Origin of the sequence: Nostoc spongiaeforme FACHB-130 (assembly GCF_014698475.1) — a bacterium.
Classification (GTDB): domain Bacteria; phylum Cyanobacteriota; class Cyanobacteriia; order Cyanobacteriales; family Nostocaceae; genus Nostoc_B; species Nostoc_B spongiaeforme.
Genome location: NZ_JACJTB010000002.1, coordinates 92,152 through 113,660, shown reverse-complemented (window position 1 = coordinate 113,660; position 21,509 = coordinate 92,152). Strand labels below are relative to the sequence as shown.

18 protein-coding genes are annotated in these 21,509 nt (G+C 41.1%); 10 read left to right on the top strand and 8 right to left on the bottom strand.

The features are described 5' to 3' along the window. Positions 1–89 precede the first annotated feature (89 nt). Together H6G74_RS02725 and H6G74_RS02720 are read left to right on the top strand one after the other, a co-directional pair. Positions 90–1,070 (top strand): ABC transporter ATP-binding protein, encoded by a 981-nt coding sequence (locus H6G74_RS02725; protein ID WP_190966201.1) that lies wholly within the window; start codon positions 90–92, stop codon positions 1,068–1,070. An 86-nt stretch (positions 1,071–1,156) separates the two neighbouring features. After that, a complete protein-coding gene (locus H6G74_RS02720; protein ID WP_190966200.1) occupies positions 1,157–1,945 on the top strand; it encodes an ABC transporter permease in 789 nt (262 codons plus the stop codon). Between the two features lie 182 nt (positions 1,946–2,127). Here H6G74_RS02720 and rsgA read toward each other — a convergent pair whose 3' ends face one another. The 5 genes from rsgA to grpE form a co-directional block, all read right to left on the bottom strand. After that, on the bottom strand, positions 2,128–3,198 hold the full coding sequence (gene rsgA, locus H6G74_RS02715) for a small ribosomal subunit biogenesis GTPase RsgA (RefSeq protein ID WP_190966413.1): 1,071 nt from the start codon (positions 3,196–3,198) through the stop codon (positions 2,128–2,130). Continuing rightward, positions 3,198–3,455: a sulfurtransferase TusA family protein gene (locus H6G74_RS02710; protein ID WP_190966199.1), complete on the bottom strand. Its 258-nt coding sequence runs from the start codon at positions 3,453–3,455 to the stop codon at positions 3,198–3,200. The genes rsgA and H6G74_RS02710 overlap by 1 nt, the downstream gene beginning before the upstream one ends. Next, positions 3,455–4,585: a molecular chaperone DnaJ gene (gene dnaJ / locus H6G74_RS02705; protein WP_190966198.1), complete on the bottom strand. Its 1,131-nt coding sequence runs from the start codon at positions 4,583–4,585 to the stop codon at positions 3,455–3,457. Before dnaJ ends, H6G74_RS02710 begins: the two co-directional genes overlap by 1 nt. 477 nt (positions 4,586–5,062) lie before the next feature. Continuing rightward, positions 5,063–7,024, bottom strand: a complete 1,962-nt coding sequence (dnaK, locus tag H6G74_RS02700) for a molecular chaperone DnaK (RefSeq protein ID WP_190966197.1) — start codon at positions 7,022–7,024, stop codon at positions 5,063–5,065. A gap of 354 nt (positions 7,025–7,378) precedes the next feature. Then, entirely contained in the window at positions 7,379–8,128 is a 750-nt protein-coding gene (grpE, locus tag H6G74_RS02695; RefSeq protein WP_190966196.1) for a nucleotide exchange factor GrpE, read from the bottom strand. Positions 8,129–8,425: 297 nt separating this feature from the next. On the opposite strand from grpE, the gene H6G74_RS02690 reads away from it, so the two are divergent. The 4 genes from H6G74_RS02690 to H6G74_RS02675 all read left to right on the top strand — a co-directional run bounded on the left by H6G74_RS02690 (position 8,426) and on the right by H6G74_RS02675 (position 13,599). Continuing rightward, on the top strand, positions 8,426–10,438 hold the full coding sequence (locus tag H6G74_RS02690; protein ID WP_190966195.1) for a GspE/PulE family protein: 2,013 nt from the start codon (positions 8,426–8,428) through the stop codon (positions 10,436–10,438). Between the two features lie 87 nt (positions 10,439–10,525). Continuing rightward, positions 10,526–11,644 carry a type IV pilus twitching motility protein PilT gene (locus tag H6G74_RS02685; protein WP_190591481.1) on the top strand — a complete coding sequence of 373 codons (1,119 nt, stop codon included), beginning with the start codon at positions 10,526–10,528 and terminating at the stop codon, positions 11,642–11,644. 109 nt (positions 11,645–11,753) lie between these two features. Further along, positions 11,754–12,977 (top strand): type II secretion system F family protein, encoded by a 1,224-nt coding sequence (locus tag H6G74_RS02680; protein ID WP_190966194.1) that lies wholly within the window; start codon positions 11,754–11,756, stop codon positions 12,975–12,977. Between the two features lie 64 nt (positions 12,978–13,041). Then, positions 13,042–13,599: a hypothetical protein gene (locus tag H6G74_RS02675; protein WP_190966193.1), complete on the top strand. Its 558-nt coding sequence runs from the start codon at positions 13,042–13,044 to the stop codon at positions 13,597–13,599. Positions 13,600–13,691: 92 nt separating this feature from the next. Here H6G74_RS02675 and bioU read toward each other — a convergent pair whose 3' ends face one another. Then, positions 13,692–14,702 (bottom strand): (S)-8-amino-7-oxononanoate synthase BioU, encoded by a 1,011-nt coding sequence (gene bioU, locus H6G74_RS02670; protein ID WP_190966192.1) that lies wholly within the window; start codon positions 14,700–14,702, stop codon positions 13,692–13,694. A 296-nt stretch (positions 14,703–14,998) separates the two neighbouring features. Between bioU and H6G74_RS02665 the strand changes: the two genes are divergently transcribed. From H6G74_RS02665 to H6G74_RS02650, 4 genes are all read left to right on the top strand, one after another. Beyond that, a complete protein-coding gene (locus H6G74_RS02665) occupies positions 14,999–15,580 on the top strand; it encodes a Uma2 family endonuclease (protein ID WP_190966191.1) in 582 nt (193 codons plus the stop codon). A gap of 12 nt (positions 15,581–15,592) precedes the next feature. After that, on the top strand, positions 15,593–16,177 hold the full coding sequence (locus H6G74_RS02660) for a Uma2 family endonuclease (RefSeq protein ID WP_190966412.1): 585 nt from the start codon (positions 15,593–15,595) through the stop codon (positions 16,175–16,177). Between the two features lie 243 nt (positions 16,178–16,420). Beyond that, on the top strand, positions 16,421–16,816 hold the full coding sequence (locus H6G74_RS02655; RefSeq protein WP_190966190.1) for a hypothetical protein: 396 nt from the start codon (positions 16,421–16,423) through the stop codon (positions 16,814–16,816). Between the two features lie 13 nt (positions 16,817–16,829). After that, positions 16,830–17,192 carry an ATP-dependent Clp protease adaptor ClpS gene (locus tag H6G74_RS02650; protein ID WP_190966189.1) on the top strand — a complete coding sequence of 121 codons (363 nt, stop codon included), beginning with the start codon at positions 16,830–16,832 and terminating at the stop codon, positions 17,190–17,192. Between the two features lie 52 nt (positions 17,193–17,244). On the opposite strand, the gene H6G74_RS02645 is transcribed toward H6G74_RS02650, so the two are convergent. Both H6G74_RS02645 and H6G74_RS02640 read right to left on the bottom strand, forming a co-directional pair. Beyond that, the gene (locus H6G74_RS02645; protein ID WP_190966188.1) at positions 17,245–17,709 is read right to left on the bottom strand and encodes a CYTH domain-containing protein; all 465 of its coding nucleotides are present in this window, start codon (positions 17,707–17,709) and stop codon (positions 17,245–17,247) included. Between the two features lie 41 nt (positions 17,710–17,750). Continuing rightward, on the bottom strand, positions 17,751–20,816 hold the full coding sequence (locus H6G74_RS02640; protein ID WP_190966187.1) for a PAS domain-containing protein: 3,066 nt from the start codon (positions 20,814–20,816) through the stop codon (positions 17,751–17,753). Positions 20,817–21,509 lie beyond the last annotated feature (693 nt).

Genomic DNA, 21,509 nt, shown 5'->3' with positions numbered 1-21,509 from the left:
CATAATTATTCTACATATAGCAGTTGAAGCATAAATGACAACTATGTTTGTGGCTGAAATCGTCCCTTGAAGGTTTTAAGATAAATTTTATGCCGCATATTTTTGTTGAAAACTTAAGTAAATCATATCCGGTGGCGATTAAAGAACCAGGTATCGCTGGGACAATTACTCACTTTTTCCGCCGCACCTACCGTTCAATTCAAGCTGTTGAAAATGTTTCCTTTGAAATTACCCCTGGTGAGGTAGTAGGATTTTTAGGGCCGAATGGTGCTGGAAAAACTACCACACTCAAAATGCTCACTGGTCTGATTCATCCTAGTAGTGGGACAGTTAGGGTGGCTGGATATGTCCCGTTTTTACGCCAAGAAGCATTTTTACAAAAAATTACCTTGGTGATGGGACAAAAGCAGCAATTAATCTGGGACTTACCCGCAATAGACTCTTTAAAAATTAATGCTGCTGTCTACAACATTTCTGACCAAGAATTTTCTAAACGAGTAAAAGAATTAACAGAAATGCTAAACCTCCAAGGAAAGCTGACTCAACCAGTACGCAAGCTATCTTTGGGTGAGCGAATGAAAGCAGAACTGTTAGCTGCACTTTTACACCGTCCTCAAGTATTGTTCCTTGATGAACCAACTCTCGGACTTGATGTGAATGCTCAGGTAGCAGTACGCGATTTTTTGCGTGACTACAATCAGCGTTATCAAGCCACCGTATTATTAACTAGTCACTACATGGCTGATATTACCGCTTTATGTCAGCGAGTATTATTAATTCACCAAGGAAAGCTGATGTATGACGGTAGTTTAGATGGACTTTTAGAACGCTTCGCCCCATACAGAGAAGTTCACGTAGAGTTAGCCCAACCTTTATCAAGAGAAAAGCTCAAGTCTTATGGGGATGTGCAATCTTTAGACGGGCGAGCTGTCTGTTTTATGGTGCAGCAAGAAGCTCTCACTCGTACAGTATCTCAGATTTTGTCAGAACTAGAAGTCATCGATTTAGAAGTGAAAGAACCGCCCATAGAAGAAGTCATTGGTAAAGTATTTCAGGCGGGAGTCGTTTAGTAAGTGCTGAGTGCTGAGTGCTAAGAAAAAGAAATCAGACCACTTATTTTACGACAAAGCCACAAATAACAAATGACAAATGACAAATGAAAAGATTTATTAGAAAAACTTTAACTTTTTTGGCTGTCTACAACACCTACATGTTGGAGTTTCGTGCAGAACTCATTTTATGGGTGTTGTCTGGGTCTTTACCTATAATCCTGATGGGTGTTTGGATGCAAGCAGCACAAGGAGGCAAATTTGGTTTGTCTTCTTTAGATTTTTCTCGTTATTTTCTCACAGTTTTTGTAGTTAGACAAATTACCGTTGCTTGGGTAATTTGGGAATTTGAAAAGGAAGTGGTAGAAGGTAAACTTTCACCTAGATTATTACAACCATTAGATCCAGTATGGCATCATGTCGCCTCCCATTTGGCTGAAAGATTAACGCGGATACCATTTACCATACTGCTAATAATTTTATTTTTTGTACTATATCCCCAGGCTTTTTGGTTGCCGAGTTTTGGGCAAATGTTTCTATTTACGTTAGCAGTGGTGTTAGCATTTATTTTGCGATTTGTCATTCAGTACACCTTTGCTGTGTTAGCTTTTTGGACAGAACGCGCTAGTGCGTTAGAAAATTTATGGTTCTTATTCTTTTTATTTTTATCGGGGATGGTTGCACCTTTAAATGTGTTTCCTGAATTTGTGCGGAATGTTGTTTTATTTACACCTTTTCCCTATTTAATTGATTTCCCTGCAAGTATTTTGGTGGGATTACCTGTAGATATAGCGCGGGGTTTTTTATGTATGATTGGTTGGATATTGATATTTTTGGGCGCAAACCGTTTGTTGTGGCGGGCGGGATTGAAGCGTTACTCTGGTATGGGCGCGTGAGCTAATATTTTTTTATTTCACGCAGAGACGCAGAGGCGCGGAGGAATTAAGAGTTTGAGAATAAATAAATTGGTGTTTTATAGTTACGGGATAAATAAGACTTATAGACATAGCCAAAAGTAAATTGTTTGCGCCTTTGCGTGAGACAAAAATCATCCCATTAATGAGTAACGCCAATAAGTTCACTCTTCGCTATCTTGATATAAGTCTTGTAATGCTTGCAGTTGAGTTTTGCGCGAAACTCGACGATATTTTTTACTTTCTAGTTTGGGTTCGTATTTACTCTGTCCTTTACGTTTGGTTTTTAACTTCAAGGTGGATTCTGGATCGGTTTGTTGGTTTAATTGGGTTTGTCTAGCGATCGCTTCCTCCAAAAACTCTAGATAATGTTCATAGCGTTCCCAATTTCCCTGCACGGCGCAATCAGGTTCGTCTCGATGCAAACAATCACTAAACCGACAGTGATTCACTTCTAATAGTTTTCTGACTTCAGGAAAATAGTAAACTAATTCTTCTGGTTGAGCATCTAAATCTGGTTGATTAAAGCCAGGAGTATCGGCTAACAAACCACCATCAGGTAATTCAAATAATTCTACATGGCGAGTTGTATGACGACCACGGGCAAGTTTACCAGAGACTTCCCCAACTCGCAGGTTAATATCAGGAATTAAGGCATTAATTAAGCTGGATTTCCCCACACCAGAAGGGCCAGCAATTACCGTAGTTTTATGACTCAGATGAGTGATTACTTGGTCAAGATTAATCTGATTCTGCACACTAATAAATAAAGGTTGATAACCCCAAGCCAAGAGGCGATCGCTAATTTCTTGCTGTTCCTCGGCTGAGATTAAATCACTTTTATTCAAACACAAAACCACATCCCAACCAGTAGACTCAGCTTTTACTAAAAACCGACTTAATTGGTAAGCTTCCAAGGGCGGATCAGCAACAGCAAATACCAACATAATTTGGTTGACATTGGCGATCGCAGGTCGGTCTAATTGTCCAGTGCGGGGTAAAACTTCTGCGATCGCACCGCGTCTACCAGCCCAATCTGGTTCTTCCACCACCACGCGATCGCCCACCATCACCTGCTGTCCAATTTTTTTTAACCTGGTTCTGCGGGTACACAAAAGTATAGGGAGATGAGCAGGATCTATCTCCCTATCGTCTTGATCTAGCTGTACCTTGTAAAAATTGGCTTGTACAGCCAACACTGTACCCACTAACTGTCCATCAGTAGCAACAGCCATCATTGATTAGCGGCCGGACGACGGACTAACAAAGAAAAATACTCGCTACAGTTTGTAATTTGCTCTACCTGATAGCCAGCCATTGTTAAGCTATCAGGAACTTGCTCGATTGGTTCTCCGGGGTCGAGCCATACTTCTAGCAAATCTCCTGGCGACATTTTTTCCAGGCGGAGTTTTGTCCGCACAAAATTAATCGGACAAGGAGTACCGCGCAAATCAAGTTGAGCATCGGGAGTAGACACAGAAGATAGACTCATTATTTAAACAAATTCCCCAAGAATCCTTCTAAACCACCTTTACCAGTGCGATCGCCTTTAATTTTAGCCAGCTTCTCTAGCAATTCTCTCTCCTCTGGGATGATTTTGGTGGGGATATCAATTAACACTGTTAGGAGATGATCTCCCCGACTCACAGGATTACCCAAACGAGGTACGCCGCGATTTTCTAGCTTCATCACTGTATTCGGCTGCGTTCCTGGGGGAATGATTAATTCCACTGGCCCATCAACTGTATTCACTTCCAAACGACAACCTAAAATGGCTTGTAAATAGCTCACCTTAATTTCCGAAAGCACATTAATGCCATCGCGTTGGAATTCTTCATCTTCGTTAACAAACAGGTAAACGTATAAATCTCCGGGAGGGCCACCACGTTGACCTGCATCACCTTCTTGTCCTATGCGTAAACGTGTACCGTTATCTACCCCAGCCGGAATGGTAATTTTGAGTTTTTTGGTAACTTGATTTGTACCTCGACCGTCACAAGCATCACACTTATCTTCAATTACCGAACCAGTACCATTACAAGTTGGACAAGTAGAAACCTGTGTGAAACTGCCAAAGGGTGTTCTAGTGACACGGCGTACTTGACCAGAACCGCTACAAGTGGAACAAGTACGGGGACGGGTTCCTGGCTTTGCGCCTGAACCATTACAAGCTTCACAAGTTTCGAGGTGAGAAATGCGAATTTCCTTTTCGCCACCAAATACTGCTTCGCGGAAATCCAACTTGAGGTCTAGTCGTAAATCATCACCCCGCACTGGGCCACTGCGCCGTCTTTGCGCTGTCTGTCCACCCATACCACCGCCAGCAAAGCCACTGAAAATGCTTTCAAAGATATCGGCAAAACCACCCATATCACCCATATCTTGAAAGCCCACACCAGCACCGGAAACACCTTCTGGGCCAAAGCGATCGTAACGCGCCCTGGTTTCTGGTTCTGAGAGTACCTCATAAGCGCGGTTAATTTCTTTAAACCGTTCCTCTGCACCCGGTTCTTTGTTCACATCTGGGTGATACTTACGGGCTAAACGGCGGTAAGCTTGTTTGATTTCTTCTTTGTCGGCGTCACGAGAGACACCCAGAATTTCGTAATAGTCGCGGGCCATATAGCAAAGGTAAAAGATAGAAGGTAGGGACTAGAGGCTAGGGGTTAGAGACTAGGAACTAGAGACTAGGGACTAGACTTTTTTACTCAGTACTCAGCACTCAGCACTCAGCACTTGTTAAGGCAGAAGGCATAGATTAACTTTTATTAATAATTGATTGTACCTTTTACCTTTTATAAAAATCACCAGCAAATGTTGAGCAAAATTTGCTGTTACGTGGGAGACGACAAGGACTAACGAAAGTTAACAGCGAAGTTAGCAGATGCTAGAGTCTTTGGCTGTCTCTTTTACAATTGTGCTACGTGACAGGAAAAAACCCTGCTGATGAACTAGAGGGGCTAACCGCACCATTAGGTGTGGAAAACCCCCCATTTGTAGTACATGGCATCTGTAGTAAGACAGAATTTCAAGATTAAAGAACAAAGTATGCAAGGTTTAAACTTCATACTTCAGACTTTAAACTTTAGACTTTATCCTTTAGTCTATCGCCTCATAATCAGCTTGTGCAGTCATTTCTTCATCAAAATCGAAATTAAATTGAGGGATGACAGTTCCACTGGCAGAATTTTCTAATCCAGATGCTAATAATGGCTCGGAACCTGCTTCACCTTCTTCCGTATTGGGATTGTTTGCGCGGTTATAAACATCAGCACCGATCGCAAATAACGTTTGCTGGAAGTCATCTAAACAATTTTGAAATTCTTGCAGAGAAATACTCGGATTGCTCATCACAGCTTGCAGTTGGAGAAACTTTTCATGGGCTAAAGTTTTCATCTGCTCGCCAATCAAGTTGCCATTATCCTTCAAAGTGGATTCGTAGCTGACTAACAAATTATCTGCTTGATTTTTTAGTTCTACAAATTCCTTGCGTTTTTTGTCTTCTTCGGCAAACACCTCAGCTTCTTGGCGCATCCGTTCGACTTCGTTAGCACTCAAACCACCAGTGTTAGTAATCCGAATACTTTGCTCTCGACCGGTACCTTTATCTTGTGCCGAAACCTTGAGGATACCATTAACATCAATTTCAAAAGATACTTCAATTTGCGGAACACCACGGGGAGCCGGAGGAATCCCCGCCAACAAAAACTTACCTAAACTTTTATTATCCCGTGCCATTGCCCGTTCCCCTTGGAGAACGTGAATTTCTACAGAAGTTTGACCATCAATTGCTGTGGAAAAAACTTGAGATTTGCTGGTGGGAATTGTGGTGTTACGTTCGATAATTTTGGTGAATACTTCGCCCAGGGTTTCAATACCCAAAGATAAGGGAGTGACATCCAATAACAAAAGATTATCAACTTCACCACCAAGAACACCTGCTTGAATGGCGGCTCCCAATGCTACAGCTTCATCAGGGTTAATTGAGCGATCGGGCGTTTTGCCGTTAAAAAATTTAATCAAAGCATTCTGAACAGCCGGAATCCTAGTTGAACCACCAACTAAAATAATTTTATCGATGTCTTGGGGTTTGAGGTCAGCATCTTTGAGGGATTGAATCATTGGTTCAATCGTCGCCTCAATCAAATGCGCTGCTAATTCTTCAAATTTAGAACGGCTGAGTTCCGTCTCTAGATGCTTTGGCCCAGATGCGTCGGCTGTAATAAATGGCAAGTTAATCGAGGTAGTCCCCATACTAGAGAGTTCGATTTTGGCTTTTTCTGCTGCTTCCCGTAGACGCTGCAAAGCCATCTTGTCTTGGGCGAGGTTAATTTTTTCTTGTTCCTGGAAGCGTTCAATCATCCAGCGCACAATACAGTTATCGAAGTCATCACCACCTAGTTGATTATTGCCGCTAGTTGCTTTAACTTCAAAAACTCCATCTCCTAGTTGCAAAATCGATACGTCAAACGTACCGCCGCCCAAGTCAAACACGAGAATTAGTTGCTCTTGGTCTTGCTTATCCAAGCCAAAAGCTAAAGCCGCCGCCGTTGGTTCATTAATAATGCGTAATACTTCTAAACCAGCGATTGTCCCAGCATCTTTAGTTGCTTGTCTTTGGGCATCAGTAAAATATGCTGGTACGGTAATTACGGCTTGGGTGACAGATTCTCCTAAAAAATTTTCCGCGTCCTGCTTCAATTTTTGCAGAATCATCGCGGAAATTTCTTGTGGGGTGTAATTTTTGCCACGAATTTGGACATCAACAGTTTCATCTCGGCCTTTAACACAATTGTAGGGAACGCGATCGCGTTCATGTTCTGTATCTTCCCAACGACGACCGATGAATCGTTTGATACTGTAGACTGTATTTTCGGCATTAGTTACGGCTTGGCGTTTTGCCAGCTGACCGACCAAGCGATCGCCACCCTTGCCAAATCCCACAATACTAGGAGTGGTTCGTCCGCCTTCAGAATTAGCGATCACAATTGGTTGACCACCTTCTAAAACTGCGACGCAACTGTTAGTCGTGCCTAAGTCGATCCCTATAACTTTTCCCATACTTACAGTATTTGTACTGAATGCTTTTACCGTGTGTTGTTGCGCGGGATATTTTTGTACGGGCTAAAGCTAAAGGCTAAGTCTGTCAAACGCACTAACTAAGTATCGGCTGTTTGCCACAAAACCAGTTCCTCTAAGTAAATACGACTAGAGGGCGGGCTGCTAAACTGCGGCAAACCGTCAACAGCCCTTTCCTTTTTGAAATATACACTGCTCGCCCGTGTATGACCTAAGTACGCACTTCATAAAAGTAAAAAGTGAAAAGGTAAAAACAAGAACTTTATTCATAATTGTTTTTACTTTGGCTTTTTTACTTTGTACGAAGGGACAGTCAGCGAGGCAGACAAATGCAGTTTAACTGTTAGCTGGACTCGACTGATCTTCAGGTGCAGACGGTGTATCATCCTTCGGAGCAGCCACCTTGACCATTGCATGACGTAGCACGCGATCGCCTATATAATATCCGCGTACTAACTCTTCTAACACTGTTCCTTCTGGATGTTCATCCGTAGGTTCGCGCATTACTGCTTCATGAAGGTTCGGATCAAACTGTTCACCTTCCGGCCGCATCGGTGATACTCCCAAGCGTTTCAGACAATCCACTAATTGTTTATAAACTCCTTGATAACTTTTGTGAATTGTCATCTCACCGTCAGTTTGTGGCTTGAGGTGCGCTCGCGCCCGTTCAAAATTATCGACCACTGGCAGTAGTTCTAAAATTGTATTCCGCTTCACTTGTACGTCTAGCTCTTCTTTTTCTTTGCTAGTACGTTTGCGGTAATTTTCAAAATCTGCCGCAATCCTCATGTACTGACTACTACGTTCTTCTACCTGCGCCTTGAGAGACTCTATTTGTTGAGTCAATTCTGTCAAAGCTGCCGTGTCTGCTGGTGTTTTCTCGGTAGCAGCGAAGCCATCTTCTTGATTGAGCGCAGCCGTATCTCCTGATACATTGCTTGTGGCTGCCACTTGCTCAGTAACTTCGCTGCCAGATTCGTTGGAGTTGATTTGGGCTGGGGAGTCGCTCATCATGTCTTGCTTTACCTCTGTTGGTTCACCCAATTGCTGGCTTGTATTGTTTACCTGTTTATTTTCGTCCATCATGGTCTATTCCAGATCCTCTTGTGGACAATAAATCACCGTGGAAGGAGATTTGATTGTCAAAATTGTTCTGGAAGTGATATCACCGTCATCTTATTGTGACAAATGGTGAATATATTAGCGCATACTCTCTCAGGACGGGAACCCGAACGACCAAGGATAAAGTATGAAGTGTAAATTTCAGACTTTATACTTCATACTTCAAACTTCAATCGAAATTTTATTAAGTTTAAATGAAAATTCTGAGCCGTAGCTTGGGAATACTCTAAGCAGAGGTTTTCCCCTACTAATTGCTCACCTATGACTCAATCGTCACCACAACGGCGCAGTACCGCTCTCACGACCCGAACAGAGTTTTCGCCATTCGGCAGTAAGCTAGTGCAATCTGGCTATGTTAATAGCGAACAGATGAGACAGGCACTGATTGAAAGTCGCAAATCTGGCAGACCCCTGACGGAAGTGCTGGAGTCGATCACTGGGCGACAACTATCACCGGAATTTCTTAGACAGTATAAAAAACAACAACTATTTGAACTTAAAATACTATACGGTGTTGAATCTCTTGATCCGGAAATCAATGCTATTGGCAATACCAACGTCGGCAGCCTGATTGAAACCCTGATCCCGGTTGATATTTGCCGTCGCCACCGCTTAGTACCCCTGTCTAAAAACGAAGACCAAAACCCTCCAAGCGTTTTAGTGGCAATGGTCGATCCGGATAACTTAGAAGCTTCGGATGATCTCAATCGCATCTTGCGCCCCCAAGGTTTGGCATTGCAGCGGATGGTGATTACTCAAGAAGATTATCAGCAGTTAATCAACCAATATTTGGATGATTTAGCTGTGAAGCAAAAACATCTGGAACAAGAAAAGTTTACAGATATCAATCAAGATTTAGAAAATCTCGGCAATTTAGGCTTAGATGACGCTCCCGACGAAATGGATGCTGATTTGGGATCAGCAATGAAGGGAGCAGAAGATGCTCCCGTCATCAACTTGGTGAACCGCATTCTGGCTAAGGCATTGCACGAGAAGGTTTCGGATATTCACGTCGAGCCGCAAGAAGAAAACCTTCGTGTTCGGTTTCGCAAGGATGGTGTCTTGCGTGAAGCTTTCGATCCCATGCCGAAAAAAATTATTCCAGCAGTTACAGCCAGATTTAAAATTATTGCCAGCTTAGATATTGCTGAACGGCGTGTACCTCAAGACGGACGCATTCGCCGGATGTTTGAAGGTAGAAAGGTAGACTTCCGAGTGAATACCTTGCCCAGTCGTTATGGGGAAAAGGTTGTACTGCGGATTTTGGATAACTCTTCTACCCAATTGGGATTGAATAAGTTAATCACTGATCCTGAAACCTTGAGTATTGTTCAGGAAATGGTGAGTCGTCCCTTTGGTCTGATTTTGGTAACTGGGCCAACGGGTTCTGGTAAAACAACTTCGTTGTACTCAGCATTGGCGGAAAAGAACTCACCGGGAATTAATATCAGTACAGTTGAAGACCCGATTGAGTATAGTTTGCCAGGGATTACCCAAGTACAGGTAATTCGAGAAAAAGGATTGGATTTTGCCACAGCACTGCGAGCTTTCTTGCGACAAGACCCGGATGTGTTGCTGGTGGGGGAAACGCGGGATAAAGAAACTGCCAAAACAGCGATTGAAGCGGCGTTAACAGGTCACTTAGTATTAACTACCTTACACACTAACGATGCTCCGGGTGCGATCGCTCGTTTAGGTGAAATGGGCATTGAACCATTTATGGTTTCTAGTTCTTTAATTGGTGTGTTAGCACAACGTTTGGTGCGGCGAGTCTGTTCAGACTGTCGCATTCCCTACACTCCCACACCAGAAGAACTGGCTCGCTATGGTCTATCGACTTCCCAAGAGGTAGAACTCACCTTCTATAAAGCGAATACTTTGACAGCCGAAGCCTTAACCAATGCCAAAGCCACAAATCATCTTTGCCCAACCTGTAATGGTGTTGGTTACAAAGGACGCTGTGGCGTGTATGAAGTGATGCGTGTCTCGGAAAACCTCCAAACCTTGATTAACCAAGAAGCACCCACAGAACGCATTAAAGAAGTGGCTGTAGAGGAAGGGATGAAAACCCTATTGGCCTACAGCTTAGATTTAGTACGTCAAGGAGCCACCACCTTAGAAGAAGTTGATCGGGTGACGTTTACCGATACAGGCTTAGAAGCAGAATTAAAAGCCAAACGAAAGACTGGCCTGACCTGTCGAACCTGTAGTGCTGAACTACAACCCGAATGGTTGGATTGTCCCTACTGTATGACACCCAGATTTCAAGATTAATGATTGGTCAATTGCCAATAGTCATTAGTAAACACAAATGACAAATGACAAATGACAAATGACAAATGACACAAAGGAAGCAGAACTATGGAAATGATGATTGAAGACTTGATGGAACAAATGATTGAAATGGGTGGTTCGGATATGCACTTATCTGCGGGGTTGCCTCCCTACTTCCGCATTAGTGGTAAACTCACACCCATTGGCGATCAAGTCTTGACTAATGATCAATGCCAAAGATTAATTTTTAGTATGCTCAACAATACCCAGCGTAAAACTCTAGAACAAACCTGGGAATTAGATTGTTCTTATGGCGTAAAGGGTTTGGCACGTTTTCGGGTGAATGTTTACAAAGAACGAGGCTCTTATGCAGCTTGTTTACGGGCGTTAAGTTCCAAAATTCCTAACTTTGAAAAATTGGGTCTACCAGATGTTGTCCGGGAAATGGCAGATAAGCCCAGAGGCTTAATTTTGGTGACAGGCCCTACAGGTTCTGGCAAAACAACAACTCTTGCCGCCATCATTGACTTGATTAACCGTACTAAAGCCGAACATATTTTGACGGTAGAAGACCCAATTGAATTTGTCTACGAACCAATTAAAAGCTTAGTTCACCAACGACAATTGGGCGAAGATACAAAGAGTTTTGCTAACGCCTTGAAAGCCGCCCTCCGTGAAGATCCAGACATTATGCTGGTGGGGGAAATGCGGGATTTAGAAACAATTTCTTTGGCAATCTCCGCCGCCGAAACAGGTCACTTGGTATTCGGCACACTACACACTAGTTCCGCCGCCCAAACAGTTGACCGGATTATCGACGTTTTCCCCCATGAAAGACAAACTCAAGTACGAGTACAGTTATCTAACTCCCTTGTTGCCGTATTTAGCCAAACCTTAGTACCGAAGAAAAACCCCAAACCAGGGGAGTATGGTCGAGTCATGGCCCAAGAAATTCTAATTGTGACTCCGGCTATTTCTAACTTGATTCGAGAAGGTAAAACTTCACAGATTTACTCAGCAATTCAGACTGGGGGTAAATTAGGAATGCAAACTCTAGAGAAAGTTTTAGCTGATTACTACAAAGCTGGAACTATTTCTTTTGAAGCTGCAATGTCTAAGACTTCCAAGCCAGATGAAATTCAACGTTTGATTGGTGCATCAACACCCCCAGCCGGAGCAAAACCTGGTGCTGCTAAAGCTCACTAAAATTTCATGCGGAATCAGACAAGTAATAATTAATAGCCAACGAATAATTGACTATTAATTATTGCTGATTGACCAAATTTAAAATTTTGAATTTTGAATTCATCTATCTATGCCAACCTTCATTGCCAAAATTCGAGATCCTCAAGGAAAATCTCGAACTGAAAAAATCGTTGCTGAATCTCTAGCCGAAGCCCGTACTAATCTTAGAGATAAAGGTTTTGTCGTTCAAGAACTCAAACAATCTCAAGGCTTGGCATTCAGTTTTGATATCCAAAAAATTAAGAATTCATTTGTTAAGGTTCAAGTTAAAGAAAAAGCAGTTTTTTCTCGACAACTTGCGACCTTAGTCAATGCGGGCGTTGCAATTGTTAGAGGTTTGGGGGTACTGGCAGAGCAGTGTACCAATCCAAAGATGAAACAAGCACTCATTGATATTAGTAATGATGTGCAGAGTGGTGTCAATCTTTCCGATTCTATGCGGAAGCATCCTGACTGTTTTGATGGTTTATATGTCAGTATGATTCAAGCTGGGGAAGTTGGGGGTGTTTTAGATGAAGTACTCAATCGTTTAGCTAAACTACTAGAAGATGTAGCGAGATTACAAAACCAGATTAAATCCGCATTAGCTTATCCTGTGGTTGTGGGTTGTATTGCTATCGTCATCTTTGTGGGAATGACAGTGTTTCTGTTACCTATTTTTGCGAAAATATTTATCGAATTAGGTACAGAATTGCCTGCTTTAACTCAATTTTTGATGACCTGTAGTGAAATTTTAAGAAGTTGGAAAGTTTTCATTATTATTGGTGCTGTTTCTGCTGCAAAATTTGCTTATGGTCAGTACTATAAAACTCGTGTTGGTAGAGAAACTATTGACCGTTTATCTCTCAAAATGCCTTTATTTGGTGATTTGATTCAAAAATCTTCCGTAGCTAGATTTAGCCGGACTTTTGGTTCTCTGACTCGTTCAGGCGTACCGATTTTGACTTCCTTAGAAATTGTCCGAGATACATCAGGAAATCAAGTTATTGCGAATGCTATAGATGGCGCTCGTGCAGAAGTTCAACAAGGCGGAATGATCAGTCTTGCTCTCCAAAAAGCGAATGTCTTTCCAGCAATGGCAATCCAAATGATTAGTATTGGTGAAGAAACGGGAGAATTAGATGGGATGTTAATGAAAGTTGCTGATTTCTATGAAGATGAAGTTGAGCAAGCAGTAAAAGCTCTCACTAGTGTTCTTGAACCAATCATGATTTTGGTTTTAGGAAGTATGGTTGGTACTATTTTGATGTCGATGTATTTGCCACTATTCAAGGTGTTTGAAAAGCTGGGATAAAAAGCAAAAGGATGAAGTATGAAACTTCATCCTTCACACTTTATAATTCATACTTTATAAAATTATGCCTGTGCAGAAATCTCACTATGAAGCCAGCTTGGCAGAGTATAGTAATCATCAAGCAGCGATCGCTCTCCTCAAACAATACCGACCATACCTAGAAATGATTCCTAGTTTGCGTCGCCCAGATGAAAGCGTAATTACTATTCCTTTACCTATTGTTCGTCTGCGTAAAACTGTTTCCGAGGTTCCCCAGGCCATTTGTCTACCATGTGATGTGGCAATTTTAATGTGCGATCCAGAATGGAAAATTAAAACTGGAGCCGAAATCTTAATCTTTATTCACCGTCCCCATGAAGATTTTTCTGATTTGTTGGGACGTTGGCGACAAACACAAATTTTCTTAGATCAAGACTATGAATGGTTAATGCCACCTCGCCATAGTCATATATTAAGTGAAGGTGCAAATACTATATATCCGTTGTTTGTAGTGTTTAGTGAAACATCAGAACGCATTCAACGAGGTCTGATCGGTGCAGAGTTGCCATTTGTGATGCAAACATCATATTTGCTATTAGAAGAGGAACGAAGAGAGGAAGAGGGGCTAGAGGCTAGGGACTAGGGATAGGCGCTAGGGTTAAGAGGAGAAGAAACAGCCCCTTAATCTCTTCTCTACTTCTAGCCTCCAGCCTCCAGCCTCTGGCCTCCAGCAGCTTATTTCACAAACTGAGGCATGATTTCAGCTGCGGTGAATATGCCGTAAATGCCGCGTTTATGTAGTTGCATTCCTGCTTTGAGATAACCAAATGCAGGGCCACAGACGTTTGCTGCCATACTGGTTTCATCGCCTAATGTAAAGGTATGGGTGGAAATTTTACCTTCAAAGGTGCGCCCTGTAACTTTAACATTGGTGCTGAGGGGCTTTTTGGGATTGCGAGTATCAACTACACCGCCAACAGTAACGCGATCGCGCTCTACTATTCCAGCTAACTCTAACATCACATCATCGGCGTGTTCCATGTTTTCTAAGGTCAACACGCCATTGGTTTTATCTAATAATGCTTCTACCTCTGCATCAGTCATTGCCCGTGCCGTTTCTACAGTATAACCGGGTATATGACCAATATCTTCCCGAACGGTGGCGCGGTAAGCTTCCCAGTTGGCAATACCGACACCAAAGGTAATCTCAACTTTGTGAATTTCGGCGTAGCTTTGGGCGGCTAAGGCGGCGGCGGCGGTTAACAGTCCTGGTGTTGCACCACATCCTGTCATGTAGGTAATACCTGCGGCTTGTAATTCGTCTTTCATTGCAATTAGCTGTTCTACCGCACTGGTGCGCTTAATTGCATCTACTAATACACCACGCCAACCAGACTGAATAAACTGCCGCGCTACGGAAGGGATAAAATCATTGGGTAAGTTAGGCAATGCCAAAAAGTACCCATCTACAGGTTGAGCGGTATCAATTAAATCTTGAATACTGTTGTTTGTTAATGTCCCGACTGATTCTAAATAACCTACAGAACCTTGCGACTGATAAATGGCAATGCAATCTTTAAAATTTAACCCTTCCGCAGCGTAAGCATAGCCTTTTTGATCTGCCACTGCTACTAAAGTCATTTCTCGTTTACCAGCAAGTACTTTGGCGGCTGCTTGTCCGAGTCCACCAAAACCCAGTACTCCCACACGTAACGCTGGCGCAATATTGAGATTTTCTATACTCATAGTGAATTTCTGAAGTTGAATCAAAAGCTTGGAGTCTGAACCATCTTGGCTGATGGTAGTTGCTCTAAGCTATAAAGGTTAATTATGCTTTATTATCCTGGTTTCTTCTCCAACCAGATCAGTTTTTTTACCAGAAATTATTGCTTGGTAATTTAGGCTTGAGCAAATTTTCACGCATTTCAGCAACAGCGTCAGGCAGGCAAATGAATCGCTACTTTATCAATATTCTGGCTAGTCGTGACCTAAATCTGAAATCTAATTAAGGGCGATCGCTGCGAAAAGTCTAGAATTAAACTATGACACAGGCACTTGAACCAAAAATTTACACTTCAGATGAGTATCTTGAACTGGAGATTGCATCCCAAACGCGGAGTGAGTACCGTAATGGAGCAATTATTCCTATGACTGGAGGTACACCCAATCATAATGAATTAGCAATTAATCTTGCAGCCTTGCTGAAATCTGCTTTGCGCGGAAAACCTTACCGTATTTTTGCTACTGATCAACGGCTTTGGATTCCCAATCGTAATATATATACTTATCCTGATGTTATGGTTGTAGAAAAACCTCTACAACTGCAAACAGGCCGCAACGACACAGTGATAAATCCTTGCTTTATTGCTGAAGTTCTTTCTAAATCTACACAAGATTATGATCATGGCGAAAAGTTTTCTGCTTACCGTAGTATTGAAAGCTTCTGTGAATATTTACTTGTTGATCAATACAGTATTCATGTAGAACATTATGTGAAAACTGCCGCTAATCAATGGCTACTCTCAGAATATGATGATTCTCAAGTTATTTTGTCCTTGAATACTTTTGCAGCGCATCTTCCAATCATCGATATTTATGAAAATATTGAAATTGATGCTTTGTGAAAGGTATAAATGATGGTTGCTTTACCCGATCGCATTTTCATCAGCGCAGACGAATATCTAATTTGGGAACCCACCCAAGAACAACGCTACGAATATTGGGATGGTGAAGTTGTCGCCATGAGTGGTGGGACGCGCAACCATAATCGGGTTTCGGGAAATTTCTTCAAACTTTTAGATGATGCTTTAGCCGATCGCACCTGTGAAGTATACATTGTAGATGTGAAGGTGCAGGTAGAACCGGGACAGAAGTATTTTTATCCTGATGTGGTGGTGACTTGCGACAAGCGGGATGATGATCCACAATTGATACAATTTCCTTGCTTAATTATCGAAGTTCTATCGCCTTCAACGGAAGCAGCCGATCGCGGAAAGAAGTTTGCTGCATATCGTCAATCTCCGACTTTGCGAGAATATGTCTTAGTACAAGTAGCACAACCGGGTGTGGAAGTATTTCACCGCAACGAACAGGGAAAATGGGTATTATCAGATTATAATTTGGGCGACACAATGTTACTGGAATCGGTGAATGTAGAAATAGCGATCGCTGATTTGTACCGACAAGTTCAATTTGAAGCCGAAGCAACCGAAAATGAATAAATTGATCGCAGTGTGATCTCAATTGCAAAGCAAACAGCGCCTATTGACGGTAATACTTTTGTCAATCAAAATTTTAGAGCGGTTTGAGCAACAACATTAGCCAGGAAAATGAATCGTTAAACGTTAGGCAACTTCAATTCGTGGGCAAACTCATCTAGTAAGCTGCAAGGTAGAAAAGAGCGGAGAGTGAACTGCTCAAGATCCAAACCTCGCAGAGTATTCTATGTTTTAGGAGATTAAACGATGAGTTTTGGCTCACGTATAGCTATTGGATTAGTAGCCTTACTTTGTGCTGCTGGTTTCTTTATGACGGCGCTTGATCCAAGTGGTTTACCTGCGGGATCTGTTACTTTTTACGGAATGGCAGCGTTCTGTATGATTGTTGCGATCGCTTGTTTTTTTCCTCAAAGTCATCCGATTACTTTACGACTTATTGGTGCAATGATTTTTTGTACCTATGTTGCTTATGTATCTGATAGTTTCCGTAATCAAAATCTTAGTCGGGCAATTGTAGGATTCCTTGTGTGGGGAATTCCTTCTGGCTATTTGGCAGTCATGGGTAAATATCCATCATGGGGGACAGGCACAGAAGCATTCAATGCAAAACAGAAAGCAAATAGCCAAAAGATAAGAAAATAAATGATTTTATTTTATGTGGATATTAATATCTGCTCTTCTTAGTACCATCGTAATTTATCTGCTGATACGTCTTGTTCAGCAAGGAGCCGGAGGAATAAAACAAACCTCCTGTCAAAAAATTTTCAGTGGATTTGAGACACATACAATTATTGTTATGGATGATGAGATTAATTCAATCGAAACTGTTGTAAATACCTTAGTCAGGGTTTTTAGGATTTCTGAAAAACAAGCAATCAATCTGACGTTGAGAATCCATAACGAAGGAATTGCAATAGTTTGGACAGGCGCTATTAATGAAGCAGAACAATATTTGCAAAATTTGAGAGCAGTAGGTTTGAAATGTTTTTTAACAAAAATTATCCCCAAAAATTTTTAAATCAATATGATATTTAGTTTCTCAAGAGGTAAAGCGATCGCTTGGTTACGATTTACCATTTGGAAAAGGGAAATCTTGCTAAATTACTATTGAAATACCGCCCATCAGTAGAAACTTCTTCGCCAATCCATTCTGGTATTTCAATTTGTTGTTGTTCATCAGTTAGTTCAACTTCTGCCAAAATTAATCCTTTATTATCGCCATCAAACTCATCAATTTCCCAAATTAACCCATTTAATTCTACTTTGTAACGCACCTTTTCAATTAACGGGCGATCGCATAATGTATCTAACATTTCCTCTGCGTCTGCTAGGGGAATTTCATATTCAAATTCAGACCGAGAACAGTTCACACTTGGACTTTTAATTGTTAAATAACCTTGGTTGTTAGCAATCCGCACTCTGACTGTAACTGAGTTTTTAGTAGCAATGTATCCTTGTCGATACACACTACCTTTACCTAGTGTTCTCCAAGTATCTCCCTTCACTAAAAACTTCCGTTCTATTTCTTTAGCCATTTTATTGATTAAGTAATGTGTAATTGTTAAATCCAGAAAACCTAATTTTCGTCTCTTAAGATATACTGTAAACTGTTCAATAAATCTTGTGCTGTAAAAGGTTTGGGCAGAACTAATTGAACATTGGCGTTGACAACTCCGCTCAATCCTTCATGGGGATTAAACCCACTACAAGCAATGATTTTTACTTGCGGATTCATTTTTTGTAGGGTACGAATGGCAGTCAATCCGTCCATTTCAGGCATAATCATATCCATCAGTACAGCTTTGATTTGGTGCTTGTGTTGGGCATAAAGTGCGATCGCTTCAATCCCATTACTCGCGGTCAGAATTTGATAATTGTAATTTTCTAACACGATGGTAGCAATTTCGAGAATTTTTGCTTCATCATCAACCACTAAAATTAATTCTCCTGCGCCTAAAGGTACTGCTAAACTTTCGCTTCTCGTTCTTTGACAGCCTTCCACTGCTGGTAAAAACAATTGAAATTTAGTTCCTTTGCCGACTTTGCTAGAAACATTAATAAAACCACCATGACTTTTAACAATTCCTAGCACTGTCGAAAGACCTAATCCTGTGCCTATACCAATTTCTTTGGTGGTAAAAAATGGCTCGAATATTCTATGTAATACTTCTGGAGGCATTCCCATACCATTATCGGCTATAGTTAACTCGATATAATTTCCTGCTTGAATATCCAAGTTCATCTGAGCGTAGGCTTGATCAATCAAGCGGTTTTCGGCAGAAATTTCAATTTTACCGCCATCTGGCATGGCATCACGGGCATTGACAACCAAATTCATTAGCACTTGATGTAGCTGGGTAATATCTCCAGAGACAGCCGATAAATGTTCAGGAATATTGATCGCAAATTCGATAGATTTGGGAAATGTTTGTTTGACAATCAATAGCATTTCCGAAATTAAGTGCTTAATGGAAATAATGGTGCGATCGCCCTTAAATCCCCGCGCAAACGATAATACTTGTTTTACCAAATCTGCACCACGTTTGGCGTTATTTTCAATAATTGCCATTAACTGATGATAACGCTCTTTGTCTTGGGGAAATTTCAGTTGCAATAGTTGAGATGCTGCCAAAATTGGAGTCAAAATATTGTTCAAGTCATGGGCAATGCCACCAGCCAGAGTCCCCAGGCTTTCTAATCTTTGGGTGCGAAAAAACTGTTCTTCTAATTGTTTCCTTTGGGTAATATCTGTATCAACAATCAAAATAGATTTGGGTTGTCCTGTGCTGTCGTTCATCAGTGTCCAGCGACTTTCGACAATAATTTCTTTGCCGGATTTGGTAACTTTATGTAATTCGCCTTGCCAAGTACCAGTATTAATTACTTGTTCTATTGCTGTGAGAATTTTGGTTGAAGGCTGTTGAAATAAAAGTTCATTGGCGTTTTGGTTAACTGCTTCTTGGGCTTGCCAACCATACAGACGTTCTGCACCTTGATTCCAAAAAAGAATCTGATTTTGCAAATCTCGCACGACGATAGCATTGGTGACAATATCTAGTAAGGCGGCTTGTTCTTGAATTTGCTGTTCAGCTTGTTTGCGTTCACCGATATCTGTAGTTGTTCCCGTCAATCGGCTGGGCTGGTTGTTTTCGTCGTAGTACAGTTGACCTGTAGAATTGAGCCAGTGAATACTGCCATCAGGCCAAACAGTCCGATATTCCACAATAAATTTCACACCTTGTTGAAGAGTAGCAGTTACAGCTTGAGTAAAAGTTTGCCGATCTTCTGTATGCACTAACTCCAAAAAATCTGTTGTTGTTGGACACAATGTCCCATTAGGTAAACCATAAAGTGACCCCATATTGGCAGACCACAGAGTTTCATCTGTCGGAATCTTCCACTCCCAAATGCCCATATGTGCTGCTTCTAAAGCTACACTGAGTCTGGCTTCACTCTCACGCAATGATTCTTCTGTATGCTTGCGTTCAGTGATATCTTCAACAATACCCGCGTAATAACAAATATTTCCTTGTTGATCCCGCATTGCAAAGGTGCGATCCCACACCCAACGCATCAAACCATCAGGACGTAAAATGCGATATTCAATTTCGGTTGGTTCTCCAGCCAAATGTTGCGTCATTACTTGATCAACGCGATCGCGATCGTCTGGATGTACCGCATCCATCCACGATAGAGGCTGTTCTTGCAAACTCTGGCGAGAACGACCCCAGATTTTTTCATAAGCTGGATTAATATACAAAAATTGCCTTGCTTGGGGATCTTTCCACCAAATCAAAGCTTGGATATGTTCAGCAAAATGCTGAAATTTAGCCTCAATCCCCCGCAATGCAGCATCTTTTTGTTCGCAATCAAGCTTTTCTTGATTTTGCCAAGCTGCTTCAGCTTTTTGGTATTCCCAGATTTTTTGCTGCAACCGCTTGTTTTCTGCCATGAGTCTTTCTAACTCATTTTGAGTTTGGTGCAGTTTGTCTTCTACCATCTGAAGTTGTTTACGATTCTGTTGAAATCCTTCGTTAATCGGGGTAAATGTCGGCGATTTATATTTCATCCCTTGCTGGAGACGTTGGTGAATAGAACAACTTATGCAACTAATTTGGCGGTAATTATTTTGTCGTTGCTGCAAAGCTGTTTTTATACCTAGTATTGTGTCGCGGTTAAAAGCTTGGATTAAAACACTAGCATTAACAATTCCTTTTAATTGGCCTTGGGAATCTACAATGGGCAAATAACTAATTTGATAGTGGTGTAATAGAGACCAAGCTGTGAATATATCTGTTGCATAACTTTCTTTGAGAGTTATCAAGGCTGTCACCATTACCTCAGACACCTTGGTTTGGGTGATATCGACTCCCGATGCAATGATATTTACTACATCTTTTGCTGTAATTATTCCTAATAAATATCCACTTTCTACAACCAAGATGCAACTGTTTTCTTGCTGATTCCAAATCTCAGGCTGCAAATATCTATTTAAATCAATCACAGACCGATTTTGAGTTTTTTTCTGACTCATCAAGATAATAGCATCGACTAGATAACTATCAGGACTAATCATTAAAGGAGAGGGATTAATCAGATAATCTAAAGTCGGCAAATTAATTAGCTGATCTTGTAGTCGCATAGTTAATTTCTTTATTAAATGTATGTTCTTAACCTGAAAACAAGTTAGACAATGCAATCTATAGCAAATCAGTGTGATATATCATTGATTAAAATTTAATAGAGTATTGTGCAAATTTAACTGCAAAATGGCATTTTTTTCTTAAATTAAGTCTAAAACTAGCTTACAGAGTCAATGGATCTTCAGTGTTAGACTATTTATCCAATTTGGGGGTAGTCAAACTCATTTTATTGTCAAATGCTGATGAAATGATCTATTGATTCAAAAAATAAATCGTATTAATTCTGGTTTTTAAAATGCCTTGATAACTTATAAATGTAGCTTTTTATTCTCTAGAGCAAATTACTAAACTTATCAATAGCAAGAGTTTCAAAAAATTTTATTCTTAAAATCTCAGTAATTAAGTTCTAAAAGCTACACATCATATTATGTAATAAATCTATAGAAAATATAAGTTTTTTTTACTTACTGCTTAATTAGAAAAAATCAAGCCGTTTTGATAGATTTTGAAAATTAAATTGCCAAAATGGCAAGTCATATCGTGTCTGGTAACAGACTTATCATCAAGACCGTAGGAAGCAGGGGGAGGAAGAGTTTTATCTTTCTGCACAGATATGCTGAATCATAACTGATTTGCGGGACGTGATATCAAAAGCCAGATTGCCGAAAATAATGCCCAAATTTTTGGCGCTA

What these genes read in the sequence shown, in the direction of transcription:
- H6G74_RS02725 (WP_190966201.1), top strand. Translation starts at nt 90, where the DNA reads ATGCCGCATATTTTTGTTGAAAACTTAAGTAAATCATATCCGGTGGCG.
- H6G74_RS02720 (WP_190966200.1), top strand. Translation starts at nt 1,157, where the DNA reads ATGAAAAGATTTATTAGAAAAACTTTAACTTTTTTGGCTGTCTACAAC.
- rsgA (WP_190966413.1), bottom strand. Translation starts at nt 3,198, where the DNA reads ATGGCTGTTGCTACTGATGGACAGTTAGTGGGTACAGTGTTGGCTGTA.
- H6G74_RS02710 (WP_190966199.1), bottom strand. Translation starts at nt 3,455, where the DNA reads ATGAGTCTATCTTCTGTGTCTACTCCCGATGCTCAACTTGATTTGCGC.
- dnaJ (WP_190966198.1), bottom strand. Translation starts at nt 4,585, where the DNA reads ATGGCCCGCGACTATTACGAAATTCTGGGTGTCTCTCGTGACGCCGAC.
- dnaK (WP_190966197.1), bottom strand. Translation starts at nt 7,024, where the DNA reads ATGGGAAAAGTTATAGGGATCGACTTAGGCACGACTAACAGTTGCGTC.
- grpE (WP_190966196.1), bottom strand. Translation starts at nt 8,128, where the DNA reads ATGATGGACGAAAATAAACAGGTAAACAATACAAGCCAGCAATTGGGT.
- H6G74_RS02690 (WP_190966195.1), top strand. Translation starts at nt 8,426, where the DNA reads ATGACTCAATCGTCACCACAACGGCGCAGTACCGCTCTCACGACCCGA.
- H6G74_RS02685 (WP_190591481.1), top strand. Translation starts at nt 10,526, where the DNA reads ATGGAAATGATGATTGAAGACTTGATGGAACAAATGATTGAAATGGGT.
- H6G74_RS02680 (WP_190966194.1), top strand. Translation starts at nt 11,754, where the DNA reads ATGCCAACCTTCATTGCCAAAATTCGAGATCCTCAAGGAAAATCTCGA.
- H6G74_RS02675 (WP_190966193.1), top strand. Translation starts at nt 13,042, where the DNA reads ATGCCTGTGCAGAAATCTCACTATGAAGCCAGCTTGGCAGAGTATAGT.
- bioU (WP_190966192.1), bottom strand. Translation starts at nt 14,702, where the DNA reads ATGAGTATAGAAAATCTCAATATTGCGCCAGCGTTACGTGTGGGAGTA.
- H6G74_RS02665 (WP_190966191.1), top strand. Translation starts at nt 14,999, where the DNA reads ATGACACAGGCACTTGAACCAAAAATTTACACTTCAGATGAGTATCTT.
- H6G74_RS02660 (WP_190966412.1), top strand. Translation starts at nt 15,593, where the DNA reads ATGGTTGCTTTACCCGATCGCATTTTCATCAGCGCAGACGAATATCTA.
- H6G74_RS02655 (WP_190966190.1), top strand. Translation starts at nt 16,421, where the DNA reads ATGAGTTTTGGCTCACGTATAGCTATTGGATTAGTAGCCTTACTTTGT.
- H6G74_RS02650 (WP_190966189.1), top strand. Translation starts at nt 16,830, where the DNA reads ATGTGGATATTAATATCTGCTCTTCTTAGTACCATCGTAATTTATCTG.
- H6G74_RS02645 (WP_190966188.1), bottom strand. Translation starts at nt 17,709, where the DNA reads ATGGCTAAAGAAATAGAACGGAAGTTTTTAGTGAAGGGAGATACTTGG.
- H6G74_RS02640 (WP_190966187.1), bottom strand. Translation starts at nt 20,816, where the DNA reads ATGCGACTACAAGATCAGCTAATTAATTTGCCGACTTTAGATTATCTG.